Origin of the sequence: Methylocystis sp. (genome assembly GCF_051062815.1) — a bacterium.
Classification (GTDB): domain Bacteria; phylum Pseudomonadota; class Alphaproteobacteria; order Rhizobiales; family Beijerinckiaceae; genus Methylocystis.
This window is the reverse complement of record NZ_JBPFDU010000070.1, coordinates 70,495-83,872: the sequence shown is the minus strand read 5'-3', so window position 1 is coordinate 83,872 and position 13,378 is coordinate 70,495. Positions and strand designations below refer to the sequence as shown.

Annotated in this window: 15 protein-coding genes and 2 tRNA genes; 8 read left to right on the top strand and 9 right to left on the bottom strand. The window is 63.4% G+C overall.

Annotated elements, in window-relative coordinates; genetic code table 11:
* The first annotated feature begins 18 nt into the window (after positions 1–18).
* The 4 genes from ACR65W_RS11370 (at position 19) to ACR65W_RS11355 (ending at position 2,044) form a co-directional block, all read left to right on the top strand.
* Complete coding sequence (locus ACR65W_RS11370) at positions 19–453, top strand: hypothetical protein (protein WP_434499923.1); 435 nt, start codon at positions 19–21, stop codon at positions 451–453.
* Between the two features lie 8 nt (positions 454–461).
* Positions 462–1,070 (top strand): terminase small subunit, encoded by a 609-nt coding sequence (locus ACR65W_RS11365; protein WP_434499921.1) that lies wholly within the window; start codon positions 462–464, stop codon positions 1,068–1,070.
* A 132-nt stretch (positions 1,071–1,202) separates the two neighbouring features.
* The gene (locus ACR65W_RS11360) at positions 1,203–1,781 is read left to right on the top strand and encodes a hypothetical protein (protein ID WP_434502660.1); all 579 of its coding nucleotides are present in this window, start codon (positions 1,203–1,205) and stop codon (positions 1,779–1,781) included.
* Positions 1,781–2,044, top strand: a complete 264-nt coding sequence (locus tag ACR65W_RS11355) for a hypothetical protein (RefSeq protein WP_434499919.1) — start codon at positions 1,781–1,783, stop codon at positions 2,042–2,044. The genes ACR65W_RS11360 and ACR65W_RS11355 overlap by 1 nt, the downstream gene beginning before the upstream one ends.
* A gap of 13 nt (positions 2,045–2,057) precedes the next feature.
* Here the strand turns inward: ACR65W_RS11355 and ACR65W_RS11350 are convergent, their stop codons facing one another.
* The gene (locus ACR65W_RS11350) at positions 2,058–2,504 is read right to left on the bottom strand and encodes a hypothetical protein (protein WP_434499918.1); all 447 of its coding nucleotides are present in this window, start codon (positions 2,502–2,504) and stop codon (positions 2,058–2,060) included.
* A gap of 166 nt (positions 2,505–2,670) precedes the next feature.
* Positions 2,671–2,747: transfer RNA gene (locus ACR65W_RS11345), tRNA-Arg, on the bottom strand.
* A gap of 131 nt (positions 2,748–2,878) precedes the next feature.
* Between ACR65W_RS11345 and ACR65W_RS11340 the strand changes: the two genes are divergently transcribed.
* Positions 2,879–3,994 (top strand): methyltransferase, encoded by a 1,116-nt coding sequence (locus ACR65W_RS11340; RefSeq protein ID WP_434499917.1) that lies wholly within the window; start codon positions 2,879–2,881, stop codon positions 3,992–3,994.
* 94 nt (positions 3,995–4,088) lie between these two features.
* Here the strand turns inward: ACR65W_RS11340 and ACR65W_RS11335 are convergent, their stop codons facing one another.
* The 3 genes from ACR65W_RS11335 to pgi form a co-directional block, all read right to left on the bottom strand.
* The gene (locus ACR65W_RS11335; protein ID WP_434499916.1) at positions 4,089–4,586 is read right to left on the bottom strand and encodes a DoxX family protein; all 498 of its coding nucleotides are present in this window, start codon (positions 4,584–4,586) and stop codon (positions 4,089–4,091) included.
* Between the two features lie 53 nt (positions 4,587–4,639).
* The gene (locus ACR65W_RS11330; RefSeq protein ID WP_434502658.1) at positions 4,640–5,140 is read right to left on the bottom strand and encodes a hypothetical protein; all 501 of its coding nucleotides are present in this window, start codon (positions 5,138–5,140) and stop codon (positions 4,640–4,642) included.
* Between the two features lie 166 nt (positions 5,141–5,306).
* Positions 5,307–6,941, bottom strand: a complete 1,635-nt coding sequence (gene pgi, locus ACR65W_RS11325; RefSeq protein WP_434499914.1) for a glucose-6-phosphate isomerase — start codon at positions 6,939–6,941, stop codon at positions 5,307–5,309.
* 173 nt (positions 6,942–7,114) lie between these two features.
* On the opposite strand from pgi, the gene ACR65W_RS11320 reads away from it, so the two are divergent.
* Positions 7,115–8,155: a hypothetical protein gene (locus ACR65W_RS11320; protein WP_434499913.1), complete on the top strand. Its 1,041-nt coding sequence runs from the start codon at positions 7,115–7,117 to the stop codon at positions 8,153–8,155.
* Here the strand turns inward: ACR65W_RS11320 and ACR65W_RS11315 are convergent.
* The 3 genes from ACR65W_RS11315 to ACR65W_RS11305 all read right to left on the bottom strand — a co-directional run bounded on the left by ACR65W_RS11315 (position 8,152) and on the right by ACR65W_RS11305 (position 11,161).
* Complete coding sequence (locus tag ACR65W_RS11315) at positions 8,152–9,117, bottom strand: L-threonylcarbamoyladenylate synthase (protein WP_434499912.1); 966 nt, start codon at positions 9,115–9,117, stop codon at positions 8,152–8,154. The genes ACR65W_RS11320 and ACR65W_RS11315 overlap by 4 nt on opposite strands.
* Positions 9,114–9,872 (bottom strand): peptidase, encoded by a 759-nt coding sequence (locus ACR65W_RS11310; RefSeq protein WP_434499911.1) that lies wholly within the window; start codon positions 9,870–9,872, stop codon positions 9,114–9,116. Before ACR65W_RS11310 ends, ACR65W_RS11315 begins: the two co-directional genes overlap by 4 nt.
* A gap of 89 nt (positions 9,873–9,961) precedes the next feature.
* Positions 9,962–11,161 carry a GNAT family N-acetyltransferase gene (locus tag ACR65W_RS11305; RefSeq protein WP_434499910.1) on the bottom strand — a complete coding sequence of 400 codons (1,200 nt, stop codon included), beginning with the start codon at positions 11,159–11,161 and terminating at the stop codon, positions 9,962–9,964.
* Between the two features lie 122 nt (positions 11,162–11,283).
* Between ACR65W_RS11305 and mtnA the strand changes: the two genes are divergently transcribed.
* On the top strand, positions 11,284–12,372 hold the full coding sequence (gene mtnA / locus ACR65W_RS11300) for an S-methyl-5-thioribose-1-phosphate isomerase (protein WP_434499909.1): 1,089 nt from the start codon (positions 11,284–11,286) through the stop codon (positions 12,370–12,372).
* Here the strand turns inward: mtnA and ACR65W_RS11295 are convergent.
* A complete protein-coding gene (locus ACR65W_RS11295; RefSeq protein WP_434499908.1) occupies positions 12,369–13,031 on the bottom strand; it encodes a class II aldolase/adducin family protein in 663 nt (220 codons plus the stop codon). The two genes, mtnA and ACR65W_RS11295, sit on opposite strands and share 4 nt — an antisense overlap.
* A 165-nt stretch (positions 13,032–13,196) precedes the next feature.
* Between ACR65W_RS11295 and ACR65W_RS11290 the strand changes: the two genes are divergently transcribed.
* Positions 13,197–13,272: transfer RNA gene (locus ACR65W_RS11290), tRNA-Ile, on the top strand.
* Positions 13,273–13,378: the final 106 nt, after the last annotated feature.

The following is a 13,378-nucleotide window of genomic DNA, read 5'->3' as shown; positions in this document are numbered from 1 at the left end:
CTCAGAAAGCGAGAACCTATGACTGACGCGCCCGCCTTGCTTCAACGCCGTTTCCAGATCGCGGAGCATATGCGCGCCATTTACTTCGTGACGGTCGAAGAAAGCATAAAGCCCGAGGATGTATTGCGTCCCGATTTCTGGCTGCACGTCGCCTCGCAACTGAAACCGTATGACTTGATCGAAGTCGCCGTCGATTCCTGCGAGTGGCGTATGGAACTTGTCGTCTGCGATGTCTGGCACTGCGGCGCCCGCGTCGCCGAGCTTAACCGCATCGACATGGCGGGGAAAGAGGAAGAGGACCAAAGCGTGGGCGCGGACCTTCGCGTCAAATGGCGCGGTCCCGTCAACAAGTGGTGCGTCGTCAGAGCTGATGGCGTCATTCTGCGTGGCGGCCTCGATAACAAGAACACGGCGCTTGAAACCCTCACCGCCATCGCTCAAGAGCGGCAGTAGGCAACTAAATGCCTGTCCTCGAAAACCCGCGCCATGAAATCTTCGCCCGTGAGATCGCCAAGGGCGCCTCTCAGCGCGAGGCTTATCGTTCGGCGGGTTATCAGGGCGACGAGCGCTCCATGGACGCCAACGCCGCCCGACTGATAGCTGACGATAGGGTTTCGCTAAGGATACAGGAAATCCAAGCGGCAGCGGCCAAGCGCGCCGAGATCACGATCGAGCGCACGCTGCTTGAACTGGCCAAGATCGGCTACGCCGACATTCGGAAGGCCGTTCGATGGGGCGAAGGAATCGCAATCAAGGACGTGGACGGCAACGAGGCCATCAGCAACGGCGTCGCCATGCTGGATAGCGCCGAGATCGACGACGACACCGCTGCGGCGATTGCAGAGGTCGCGCAGACTCGCGACGGCATAAAGATCAAGTTCCACGACAAGCTCGGCGCGCTGGAAAAGATCGGCAAGCATCTTGGAATGTTCGTCGACCGCCATGAGCATTCCGGCAAGGACGGCGGGCCAATCGAGACCGTCGAACTAACGCCGCTTGAATACGCTCGTCGACTGGCGTTCGCCCTGGAGAAGGGTCGACGCGTTCTAGAAGGAGAGACCACCGGATGACGGGGGCTTATACCTCCGGTGGGGCGGTCTGGGCTCCAATGCTTTGCAACGGTTCCGCATGGTCGACGCATTGAGGCGCGGGCAAGCCAACCGCTTGTCTGGGCGGCAAGTGATGACCGATGAAGAGGGCAGATGAGCGGACTTGAAATAGCGATGGCGGGGGTAGGAGCAGCGGGAACGCTGCTCGGCGGCTATGGCGAATATCGCTCCAGCATGGACAGCGCCGCGGCGATCGACGCCTCGCGCCCATACGATATCATCAACGCCACCAATCGCGCGACAGGGCTTAAATATGCCGCAGATACGGCGCTCGCCAGTTCACAGCGCCAAGCCCAGAGCCGCGCACAAGACAAAAACCTTGCGCTCTCTCGCTCACGCGCAGTGGCTGCTGCCGGCGGGGGCGGAACCAGCGACACGACAGTCATCAATCAAGAGGCGCTCATCGAGCGGCAAGGCGAATTCTACAAGGCGTTGGAGATGTTCGGCGGACTGGAAGAGTACAACCAACGGGACTATGAATCTCAGAACGCCTTGCTTGAGGGCGTCAACACATACAACGCCAAGGGCGTCGCAGCCAGTCGAGCGCGCAGCGCGGCGCGAATGCAGGCAGTTGGGACGCTACTACAGGCCGGCGGGTCGTCGCTCGATAAGTATGGCAAGGCGAAATACCGGAAGCGCCGACTTCCTGGTGACCCGGATTACCAAGATTGATGGCCAGGAAGCCGAAGAAGCGGCCCTCGCCGTTCGAGAGCGCCGAATCTAAAGAGGCGTTCCGGCAAGCGCTGCGATCCGCCTTCGCAGCGAACCGGGCGCTTCTGGACTTTACCGAAAGCGTCCTGCACGATCAGCCCACCGTCGAGCCTCTGGACGCGATCCAGAAGGCGGCTGCGGCGGCGCACGATGCTGAAGCGGCCTGGGCTTACTTCCTGCGGCTCTCGCACAAGAGCTTTCCCGACAAGGTGAGTTTGAATTAGAGGGCTGGCCCGATCAGCGAGCGCCGAGCTTGGCTACGAATTCTTGCGCCACACCATCAAGCATGCAGGACGAGCCGTTCTGAGTGATTATCTCTTCTCCCGTTCGATTATCGATGACGCTCAAGTCGTAATCCACGGCTGGCCCGCCGATCGGAACAATGCAGATGTCGTACTGTCTCTGCTTGATCAGCAAACGATAGCGAGTAAGAAAGGTTGCCCCACTGGCCAGTGCTGTCTTTTCGCCGATTGAACCTTGGATCATGTCCGGGCCCCTATCCACGCTCATCCGCCAGCCGGCCTCGGAGAACTTCTGTTTGAGCGGACCTAAAAGCATTGCTGAACCTGGCGGCATGGTAATGCTGCGGTCGCTTTGGTCGATACTCCCGAATTTCGATGTCGACTGACACGAAGCCAACCCAATGGCTCCAAGGATCACGAAGACCCAAAAGCTATTCTTCATCAAAATGGCTCCGAAAACCGACGCCGCAACATAGCAAAAATCGGCGGGCAGCAAAGCCGAGGTGCATGGATGCGAGATCGGACAATCAAATCACGCGCGCCGGTAGCTATGTGGTAGCTTTCACCGAAGCCGTGGCCGGATTTTTCGAATAAGACTTTGATTTTGTTGGCGCGCCCGAGAGGATTCGAACCTCTGACCTCTGCCTTCGGAGGGCAACGCTCTATCCAGCTGAGCTACGGGCGCAGGCGCGCTGCTTTTCTACAGGAAGCGCGCCTGCGCCGCAACGGCGGCGTCTGCCCCGAGACGACGTTCTGGCGACATGCTAAGCGAAGACCTGAATCTTGAGGGCAAGACCTGAATCTTGAGAGACTGTCTTGGCGTTACTCGATCAATGGCTGGAGCGATTGCGCAACGCGCGCGACGAGATTGTCGCCAATCCGCGATTCCAGCGCTGGGCGTTGAAAAATCCCGTCACCCGGCCCTTGGCGCGGCGCGGCGCGCGCGCCGGCCTCGATCTCGCCGCTGGCTTCGTCTACTCCCAGGTTCTCGTCGCCTGCGCCCAACTGAAGCTCTTCGACGTTTTGCGCGACGGCCCGTTGAGCCTCGACGCGCTGGCGACGAAACTCGCGCTTTCTGAGCCCGCCACGCGACGCCTGCTGGAGGCGGCCGCTTCGCTGGGCCTTGCCGAGCGACGCGGCGCGAAATACGGGCTCGGATTGCTCGGCGCCGCCTTCGCCGGCAATCGCGCGGCGCTCGCGATCGTCGAACACCAGCCGCTGCTTTACGCAGATCTCGCCGATCCCGTGGCGCTGCTGCGCCAGGAAAAGCGCGGGCGGCTCGCCGATTATTGGCCCTATTCGGATGGGGATGCGCCCAAGGCGCTGTCGGCGCAACAAATCGGCCCTTACAGCGCGTTCATGGCTGCGACGCAGCCGATGGTCGCGCAGGAGGCGCTCGACGCCTACGACGTTTCGCGTCATCGGCGCCTCTTGGACATCGGCGGCGGCGAAGGCGTGTTTCTCGCGGCCGCCGCGGCCCGCGCGCCGCGTTTGCAGCTTGCTCTCTTCGATCTTCCCGCCGTGGCGGCGCGCGCCAAAGAGCGGCTCGAAGAGTCCGGCCTCCTCTCGCGCGCCGACATTCATGGCGGCGACTTCCTCAATGACGCTCTTCCAGAAGGCGCCGACGTCGCGACGCTCATCCGAATCGTGCATGATCATGACGATGCTTCGGCGCTGAAACTCTTGCGCAATGTGCGCAAGGCGCTCGCGCCCGGCGCAACGCTGCTGATTATCGAAGGCATGTCCGGCGTCAAAGGCGCCGAGCCGCTCGACGCCTATTACGGCTTCTACACGCTGGCCATGGGACGCGGCGAGCCGCGCCGCGTCGAAGAGATCGAGGCGCTGCTGCGCGAAGCGGGGTTTGGCAAATTTCGGCTCTTGCGGAATGCATTGCCGGCGCTCGCGAGCATTCTCTTCGCCGAGGCGGTGTGATCCGTTTCAAGCAGCGCATACCGCGCGTGCGGCGCGCTATTGCCGGCGCTCTCCGAACAGCGCGCCGGCGGCGATGCGATCCCTTGCGAGCCGGTCAGCTATCGGCGTTTCGCCGCGAGTTCCGCGCGCCGAACAATTTCTCGTCCAACGACCAGCGGCCCGCTCCCGAAAGCAGCATGAAGAGCGCGCCGAGCAACATCGCATAATCCAGTCGGGCCTCGTGCGTCATGCTGAAGAATCCATAGCGCTCCAGCTTGCGCACGCTGAAAACCCACCAATCGCGCCCGAACAAAACGGGGATTTTCGTGCTCACGATCGCGACCGCCATGACAACGATCAGAGGAATCGCCGCGATCCGATTGAACAGGCCGATCGCCATGAGAATGCCGCAGACAACCTCCGTCCAGCCGACGAGGGGACCGGTGACGTCCGGCCAGGGGATCCCGATTTTCGCGAAACGGCCCGCGCCGAGCCAGGCCGGGTCCGAGAGCTTGAGATACCCTTCCGTAACGAACACGCCGGCAAGCATGAGTCGAATGACGATAGCCCAGCGAGAGTCGCCAGGCGACAGGATAAACTCCCGAAAGGTCACTTGCGTCGCTCCATTCAAGAGAAGAGGTTCAAAGCGCCGCAACCGAGCGGCCATCAATCCCGGTGCGGCCTTGCAAGGTCGAATATCACCTGATTGTTCATGAACTCTAGTTTTTCCGACTGGTGACAGGACTGGCAAGCCGTTCGGGCGCTGTCGAATCCGTCCCAGGCCTCACGCTTGTCGCCCGAGGCGAAGGCTGCGCGAATTTTCGTCCAGGAATCGCCGAGGAACAGTCTTCGCGCACTTTCGCCTCGCGCAGGCCTTTTGGCGACGCCGTTCTCGATCGTCGTTTTGATCTTGTCCCAATGGTAGACGGCGAGTTCATAGTTTTCACGTTGCAGAGCAGCGTGCAGCCGCTCGAAACGCTCGCCAACCTCCCACATGGGCTGATCGAACCCTCGCATTTGCTGCTGAAGCAGTCGGAAACGAGCATTGTCGTTTTCAGCGCGGAGCAACCAATCGTTTTGCGAAAACTCCTCGGCTTCCGTCGCAGAACCGGGAAAGCCGGCGCCCACGAGAAACAATGCTAGCGCGATAATGCTTGCTTTTTGCACTCGCTGACCGTCCCTCGTGTTCAATCGAAGAATCGCAGACTGCGGGCGATCTCGAAACAATTGTAGTGAACGACAATCTATTTTTGACAGTCCGCAATCCTCAAAAATCAGACGAATGTCTCCGCAAGCGCCCACGGCGGAGGCGACGACAGAGCAGAGGCGTTTCTTAGTGCAATCTTCTCCACGCGATCAGACCCGCCGTCGATCCGTCCAGCCCTTGCGTCGATTCGTCCCTGTTCTCGACGATCGGCGCCAGGCGGTTCGCGAGCTCCTTGCCCAGTTCAACGCCCCATTGGTCGAAGGGATTGATGTCCCAGATCACCGACTGAACGAAGACCTTGTGTTCGTAAAGCGCGACGAGTCGACCGAGCGTGCGCGGATCGAGATGTCGGTAAAGCAGAACGCTGGACGGGCGATCGCCTGGAAACGTCTTATGCGGCGCGAGGCGTGCGATTTCCTCCTCGCTCAGCCCCTGCCCGCGCAATTGCACTTTCGCTTCCGCTAGCGTTCGACCGCGCATAAAAGCTTCGGCTTGCGCCAGGCAGTTGGCGAATAGCAATTCATGATGATGCTCGTCGGCGGCGGTGGGCTCGGCCGCGACGAGGAAGTCGATCGGAACGACGTCGGTTCCCTGATGCAGCAGTTGAAAGAATGCGTGCTGGCCATTGGTGCCGGGCTCGCCGAAAATCACTGGGCCTGTCTTATAGCTGACGCGGGCGCCCTCGCGCGTCACCGACTTGCCGTTCGACTCCATGTCGAGCTGTTGCAGATAGGCGGGAAACCGCGCGAGGCGCTGATCATAAGGGATGACCGCATGCGCGGCGCATCCCATCACGTTCCTGTGCCAGACGCCGAGAAGTCCCATCAGCGCGGGGATGTTTTGCTCAAGCGGCGCTTCGAGGAAGTGCGTGTCGATATCGTGCCCGCCCTGAAGAAACTGCAGAAAGTGTTCCGGCCCCACGCCGATCGCGAGCGCAAGGCCGATCGATGACCACAGCGAGTAGCGCCCGCCGACCCAATCCCAGAAGCCGAAGACGCGCGCGGGATCGATGCCGAATTCGGCGACCTTGTCGAGCCGCGTCGAGACGGCGGCGAAATGCGCCTTTACGGCAGCTTCGCCGAGCGCGGCGACGATGCGGGCGCGCGCGCTTCTCGCGTTCGCCATCGTCTCCTGCGTCGTGAACGTCTTCGATGAGATGATGAACAGCGTGCGCGCCAGATCGAGATTGTGCAGCGTATCGGCGAGGTCGGCGCCGTCGACATTGGCGACGAAATGCATGCGCGGACCCTCGCCGCGATAGGGCGAGAGCGCGCGCGAGGCCATTGCCGGACCAAGGTCCGAACCGCCGATGCCGATATTGACCACATCGCAGAACGGCGCGCCTGTCACGCCGCGGACGTCGCCGGAGCGCACGGCGCGGGCGAAGGCGAAAACCTTGTCGCGTTCGGCTTCGATCAGGGGCCGCATGTTTTCGCCGCCGACAAGAAGCGGACGCGACGAGAGATCGCGCAGCGCCATATGCATGGCGGCGCGCCTTTCGGTGTTGTTGATGATTTCGCCAGAGAACAACGCTTCGCGCCGCGCGTCGAGATCACGCGTCTTCGCCAGCGAGGTCAGCAGCGCGATCGTCTCGCGCGTCACTCGGTGCTTGGAGAAGTCGAAGAGAAAATCGTCAAGCTTGACGCTGAAATTTTTAAAACGCGCGGAGTCCTCCGCAAAGAGATCGAGCGTTCGCGTCCGCGCCAAAGCGGAGGCGTGGAACTTCAGTGCCTCAAAAGCGACGGCGACGGCGTCCGACATTCTTTTCTCGAAAAGCAAGCGTGTTTCCTTAGCGATTTGTAGCCGATTCGAAGGCGGAGGGCGCGCAACGACTTTACGCCGAAAGGCTGGACCCTAAATTTTTACTGTATTGTGACAGAGGGATGTGAAATCCATATCTGTTCAATGACGGTTTTCTGACAGCAAGGACGACGATGGACGCGATTCACTTCCTCGACGTGCGCGACGGCGGCCCGGTCGCCCATGCGACGGCGCGGATCGACGCGGCGGCCGCGCTTCGCAAGGCCTGTCTTGGCGTGGTCGCGCCGATGGGCCGGGTTTGCCTTCCGCCAATTGACCGTATTGCGGCGAATTGGCTGAAGCGCTCCGCCTCCGCCTATCGGGGGGAGCTTGAGCGCATCGTCGCCATTCTCGGCTTTCCCGGCGCGATGACGCTGAACATGTCCTATCTCTTCGCCTGCACCACCCAGGCTTACGAGGATGAAAGCGGTTTGCCGCGCCTGCGCCGCACGCTCGACTGGCCTTTCCAGGGCCTCGGCAGGGGCGTTGAAATCGCGTTGCAGTCCGGCGGGGCCGGCGAATTTTACAACGCCACCTGGCCGGGGGCCGTGGGCGTGCTCAGCGCGATGGCTCCCGGCCGCTTTTGCGCCTCGATCAATCAGGCGCCGATGAAGCGGCGCACGCAGGGCTCCATCGGCTTCGCCTATGACGCCATCCTCAATCTGCGCGACGCCTTGGCAAGCGAGGGCGGCTGGCCGCCGGACCATGTGCTGCGCTATGCTTTCGAAAATTGCGCAAATTTCGAGGCGGCCGTCGAGTTTATCGCCAGCGCGCCGATCGCGCGTCCGACGCTCTTCACCCTGGCGGGCGTCAGGCGCGGCGAGATGGCCCTGATCGAACGCACCGAACATGAGGCGCGCGTGCTGCGCGGACCGGTCATCGTCGTCAACGATTGGCAAGAGCCGCAGGCCGGCTGGCAGGCGCGCATGAGCCATGAAAACAACGTCAACCGCAAGGCGGCGATGCGCGCCGTCGCGCCTGACGCGCCGCGCTTTTCCTGGGTGCGGGAGCCCGTGCTCAACCGCCTGACGCGCCTCGCGGTGGAAATGTGCGCCGTCGGCGCAGGCGATTTCGCCGCTCGCGGCTATGAGTGCCCCTATGTGAAGGGCCAGCCGGCCCCGGCGACACAGGACTTCTGCCTGCGCGCGGCGACGCCGACGGCGCTCGCGGCCTAATCGAGCTTCGGGGCGCTGGCGCGCCGCAGCCGATCGTTGATCGCCTCGCCCAGTCCCCGCTCCGGCACATGCGCCACCGCGACGTTGGCGATGCAGCGCGTGTCGAATTCCCGTAAATGGGCGAAAAGATTGGCCGCCGCCTCTACGAGATCGCCCGACGGCGAAAGATCGAGCACGAAGGCGCCGGGTTTGGCGCGCGGGGCGAGCCTACCGCCGAAATCGAGCGCCGCTTCGCCTTCGTTGAGTTCATGCGCCTCCAGACGCAGGCGCGCGGCAGGCGCGTAATGGGACGGCGTCATGCCGGGCGCAAGGACGTCCGCACGCGCCGGCGCCGCAAGCTTGGCGCCCAGGACTTTCTCGATTGCCTCCCGCGCGACCGCCCCGGGACGAAGCAACACAGGGGAAGCCTCACAGAAGGACACGATCGTCGACTCCAGCCCGGCGGCGGTGCGGCCGCCGTCCAGGATCATGTCGACCTTGCCCGTAAGATCTTGCGCGACATGCGCCGCAGTCACCGGGCTCACGTGACCGGAGCGGTTGGCCGAAGGCGCCGCGATCGGCCGGCCGAGCGCCGCGATCAGCGCTTGCGCGACAGGATGCGCGGGCGCCCGCACCGCAACGCTTGGCAGGCCGGCCCGGACGAGATCGCAAACCGCCCCGCCCGGCGCGACCGGCGCGACGATGGTCAGCGGCCCCGGCCAGAAGGCCGCGGCCAGACGCAGCGCGAGCTCAGGCAGCGCCGCCTCGCGGCGCGCGGCTTCCGTATCGGCGACATGGGCGATGAGCGGATTGAACGAGGGGCGGTCTTTGGCGTCGTAGATCCGGGCGACCGCCCATGCCTGCGTCGCATCGGCGCCGAGGCCATAGACGGTTTCGGTCGGGAAGGCGACCAGCCCGCCCTCGCGCAGGATCGCCGCGGCGCGAGCAATCGCCGCGGCGTCGGCCGGCGCAATGGTCGTCACGCGTCGCGGCCGCTGTACGGAGGCTTGGGGATCGCCATATGCGCCTCGCGCAGCGCCTTCGACCAGCTCTCGCGCAAATCGCGAAAATACGGATCGTTCGAACCGATCCGGGTCGCGACCTCCGTCTGCAGCGCGTCGCGACGCAGCAGCGCGATATCGATCGGCATGCCGACCGAGAGATTCGAGCGCATGGTCGAATCCATCGAAATGAGCCCGATCTTCAACGCATCATAAATGTCGGTGTCATAGGCGACCGCCCGGTCGAGTATGGGCTTTCCGTATTTGTGCTCGCCGATCTGCAGATAATTGGTGTCCGGCGTGCATTCGATGCTGTTGCCAGCCGTATAGATCATGAAAAGGCGGAGCGGACCTCCGGCGATCTGACCGCCAAGCAGCAGGGAGACGTCGAAACTGACGCCCTGCGCCGCAGGCTCCCCCTCGGCGTTGCCCATCTGGGAGCGCGAAAGGCGGACCGCGCGCCCGACGAGCTGCGCGGCATGCAGCATGTTCGGCGTATTCATGACGCTTTCCACGACGCCGCTCTCGGGATGCTCGATCCCGTCGCCGATCAGGTTCACGACGCCCTGCGTCACCGAGAGATTGCCCGAGGCGGCAAGCATCAGCACGCGCTCGCCGGGCCGCTCGAAGAGATACAGCTTGCGGAACGTCGAAATGTTGTCGAGCCCGGCGTTGGTGCGCGTATCGGCGATCATCACCAGTCCATCGCGCACGAGAATGCCGCAACAATAGGTCATGTGCCCCCGTAGCGGTTCGCGCCAAACGCAGCAGGACTTACAAGTTTCGGGCCATGAGGCAAGTGCGGCGCGGCCACAGCGAAGGAAAATCAGTCGCCGTTTTCGCTCTTGTAGGGAAGCTCGGCCGCATGTTCGGCGGCCCATTCCGCCACCGCTGCGCGCTCGCGCGCCAAATAGTCCGAAACCGCCTCGGCGAGGCGCGGGTCTGCCAAATAATGGGCCGAATGGGTGATCACCGGCCCATAGCCGCGCGCGATCTTGTGCTCGCCCTGCGCGCCGGCCTCGACGCGCTTGTAGCCGCGGCGGATGGCGAATTCGATCGCCTGATAGTAGCAGACCTCGAAGTGTAGAAACGGCAGCGCTTCCAGCGCGCCCCAATTGCGCCCGTAGATTGCGTCGTCGCCCAGGAAATTGATCGCCCCGGCGATATGCCGCGCGCCCCGACGCGCCATCACCAGCAGGATGCGATCCGCCATGCGCGCGCCGATCTCGTCGAAGAACGCGCGAGTCAAATATGGCCGGCCCCATTTGCGCGCGCCTGTGTCCATGTAGAAGTCGAAAAACGAATCCCAGTGCGCCGGACGAATGTCGCTTCCCGTGAGCAGATCGATTGCGAGGTCGTCGCCGAGCGCTTCGCGCCTCTCGCGTTTGATCGCCTTGCGCTTGCGCGCCGTGAGCCGCGCCAGAAAATCCTCGAAGTCGGCATAGCCTTCGTTGACGAAGTGGAATTGTTCTCCGGCGCGAGAGACGAAGCCGGCGCCGCTCAGCGCCACGCGCTCGTCCTCCGTACAGAACGTGACATGAATGGAGGACGCGCCGCTCGCCTTGCGCAATCCCTGCAAGGCGGCAATCAGCGCGTCGCACGCGCCTTCCGGCGCATCACGCGCAATTAGCAGGCGGCGCCCGGTCACAGGCGTGAAGGGCGCGGCCACCTGTATCTTCGGATAGTAGCGTCCGCCCGCAAGCTCATAAGCCTGCGCCCAGCTCTGATCGAACACATATTCGCCAAGGCTATGCGTCTTGATATAGGCCGGCGCGCAGGCGACGAGACGCCCGCGCGAATCCTCGACGAGCGCATGCGCCGGCGACCAGCCGGCGCGCGCGCCGACCGACTTCGACGATTCGAGCGCGCGCAGGAACGCGTGCGAGACAAAAGGATTATATCGCTCGCCGACCGCGTCCGGCAGGCCGGGCGGATTGGCGCAGGCGTCCCAAGCCTCAGCCGCGACCGAGTCAAGCGATTCGGCGTATCGAACCGAAAATTCTTGCGCCGAAAATTCTTGCGCCATGTGTCCAGTGGAGCAGCCGCGTTTCAAAGCTTTCTAGCACAGCGCCGCGGCGCCCTCTAACATGGCGCGAAGGACGACCTCATCCAAGCGCAACGTTTTGATGGAAGCAAAAAGCGAGCCGCATGAGAATTAACAGTCGCGACTACAGAACGATCTGGCTCGATTCGGACGGGCGGCGAGTCCATGTCATCGATCAGACCGCGCTCCCGCATCGCTTCGAGACGAAAACGCTCGCGAGCTGCGAAGACGCCGCTGCAGCGATCAACACGATGACGGTGCGCGGCGCGCCGCTGATCGGCGTGACCGGCGCCTATGGCATGGCGCTCGTTGCCTGGCGCGATCCGAGCGACGCCGCGATCGCCAGCGCCTATGCCGCCCTCCTCGCCACACGGCCGACGGCCGTGAATCTGCGCTGGGCGCTCGATCGGCTGCGCGCGCTTCTGCTCGCGGCTCCGGTCTCGGTCCGCGCCAGCCTCGCCTATGCGGAGGCCGCCACGATCGCTGAAGAAGACGTCGCCGCCTGCCAGGCCATCGGCCGCTTCGGCGCCGAACTCATTCATAACGCGCGCCGTGGCGATGGCCCCGTCAACATCCTCACCCATTGCAACGCCGGCTGGCTTGCCACCGTCGATTGGGGCACAGCGCTGGCGCCGATCTACACGGCGGCGCGGCAAGGCGCGCCGATTCATGTTTGGGTGGACGAAACGCGTCCGCGCAACCAGGGGGCGAGCCTCACGGCCTTCGAACTGCTGGGCGAAGACGTTCCGCATACGATCATCGCCGATAACGCCGGCGGCCATCTCATGCAGCACGGTCTTGTCGATCTCGTCATCGTCGGCAGCGACCGCACGACCCGGGCCGGCGACGTTTGCAACAAGATCGGCACCTATCTCAAGGCGCTCGCGGCGCATGACAATGGCGTGCCGTTCTATGTCGCCCTGCCGTCTTCGACCGTCGACTGGCGCATCGCCGACGGCGTCCGTGACATTCCGATCGAAGAGCGCAGCGCGCGCGAAGTCACCCATATCAGCGGCCGCGGCGCCGACGGCGCGCCGATCGAAATTCAACTCACGCCCGACGGCTCTGCGGCGCGTAATTTCGGCTTCGACGTCACGCCGTCGCGCTTTGTCACGGGCCTCATTACCGAGCGCGGCGTCTGCGCCGCGACGGAAGAAGGGCTGAGGGGATTATTCCCGGACCTTGGCGGTTAGCGAAGCTCTTTCGAACTCTCACGCGTTCCGTAAGTCTTGAAGCGCTCCACCGTGCGCATGATCTCATCATCGGAAAGCACGACGGGTTCGCCGGCGAGCCCGCCAAGGTAGAAGACTTGCGCAAGCGCTTCGAGTTCGACCGCGCGCCACAATGTTCTGCGCATCGTCGCGCCGGTGACGATCGCGCCGTGATTGGCGAGCAGCACGCCGTCGCGATCCGCGAGCCCCGCGACGACGAGTCGCGACAGTTCCGCCGTGCCATAGGGCGCGTAGTCGACGCAGCGCACGGTCGGGCCGCCGAAGGCCGCGATCATGTAATGCACGGCGGGAATGTCACGCCGCAAGGTCGCGATCGTCGTCGCATAGGGCGAATGCATATGCGCGATGGCGTTCACGTCGGGCCGCGCGCGGTAGATGTCGAGATGGAACCGCCACTCGCTTGACGGCGGCAAAGGGCCCTCGAAGACGCCCTCGCCCGCCAGCGGCATGCGGGCGATCAGACCAGGGGAAAGCTCGCGGCTGGGAACGCCGCTCGGGGTGACAAGCGCGGCCTCGCCGACCCGCAAGGACAGATTGCCGGCCGAGCCGTGATTGAGCCCCAGCCGCTCCATCTCCCGCGCGGCGTCGACGATCGCCGCACGCTCGTCGCGCTCGTTCATGCGAGAAGCCTTACAGGCGCGGCGCGGCCCGTGGCAAGATAAGCTGACGCATGCACATGGCCCGCGCTTCAGGGCGAACGCGAGCGCGCGATGAGAGCGATTGCATCCAAGCCCGCGATATTGCGCGCGCTCGGGTTGCGGTATAGGAGGGGCGTCCCCGTCTCGGGGCCGGTAGCTCAATGGTTAGAGCCGGCCGCTCATAACGGTCTGGTTGCAGGTTCGAGTCCTGCCCGGCCCACCAGCAAATTCAATTACTTAAATCACATTTTGAAACCAGTAGCTTGATCAATTTAGAGCGCCCTTTAGCGCCCGCACCTTTCGATCGCTATTCGTTTCAAAAGATTTAT